This is a genomic window from Buttiauxella sp. S19-1 (assembly GCF_022134725.1).
In the GTDB taxonomy this organism is placed as follows: domain Bacteria; phylum Pseudomonadota; class Gammaproteobacteria; order Enterobacterales; family Enterobacteriaceae; genus Buttiauxella; species Buttiauxella ferragutiae.
Genome location: NZ_JAHWLU010000263.1, coordinates 1 through 892, shown reverse-complemented (window position 1 = coordinate 892; position 892 = coordinate 1). Strand labels below are relative to the sequence as shown.

1 pseudogene is annotated in these 892 nt (G+C 33.6%); it reads left to right on the top strand.

Annotated elements, in window-relative coordinates:
• Positions 1 to 892, top strand: a pseudogene (locus MES37_RS24475) (LTA synthase family protein); the annotation flags it as partial.

Below are 892 nucleotides of genomic sequence, written 5' to 3'. Positions count from 1 at the left end.
GCGGCAGGTACATCCCATTTTGAGAGTAAGCGTGAATTGATCCGCTTTGTATGGCTTTCTTCACCTGTGTTTTTTGTGTACTTCTTGATTAGATTATTGCGTGGTTCGGCATTATTTTCTACATACTTGATATTAGGTGCGGTTTGCATATTAAATTATGCAAATAACAAAAAAATCTCGTTTACTGGAGAACCTATATCATTTAACGACATTTTATCTGGAGTGAATTTAGGGGTTGCTATAAAATATATCACCCAGGAAACATGTGTGGTGATATTTATTTTTATTGTGCTTGGTTTCTTTTTGTTTATGTTAGGGCGGAACTTTCCTACTTCAAGAAAAAATAACTTGCTGCTATTTTCTCTTTTTATGCTAACAATACCTTTTTCATTTTCTGCTTATTTTAAAACTATTTTAGGTGAAACAAATCCCATAGCTCAAAGAGTAAATCTTTTAGGTGTAAAGTATGATGTTATCTATTTTTCATGGGATTGGCCATATAATGTTAACGCCCATGGCTTACCTATGCATCTTATCCAAACTAGTGTTAGAAAATCTATACCCACAGCATCAAGGGAAGAAAAGGAATATTTTTCCCGTGGTAAGTCTTCTGCGGTGGATGCTAGTTCGAAAACAATAATTTACATTTTATGTGAATCTTGTTGGTATGATAATGATAATTTTAAAGATTATTTTCAACCATTATTGAATGCTGGATACAAAACATTTAGAGCGAAATCACCTCTGTATGGTGGTGGGACGGCAAATGCTGAGTTCGAAATGCTTACCGGTCTTCCTAGTAATTCAGGCGTTCTTTCTGGAATAATTTATCAAGAATATGCCAGTCTTATTAAAAATAATGCTAATACATTACCAAACATTCTACACAATA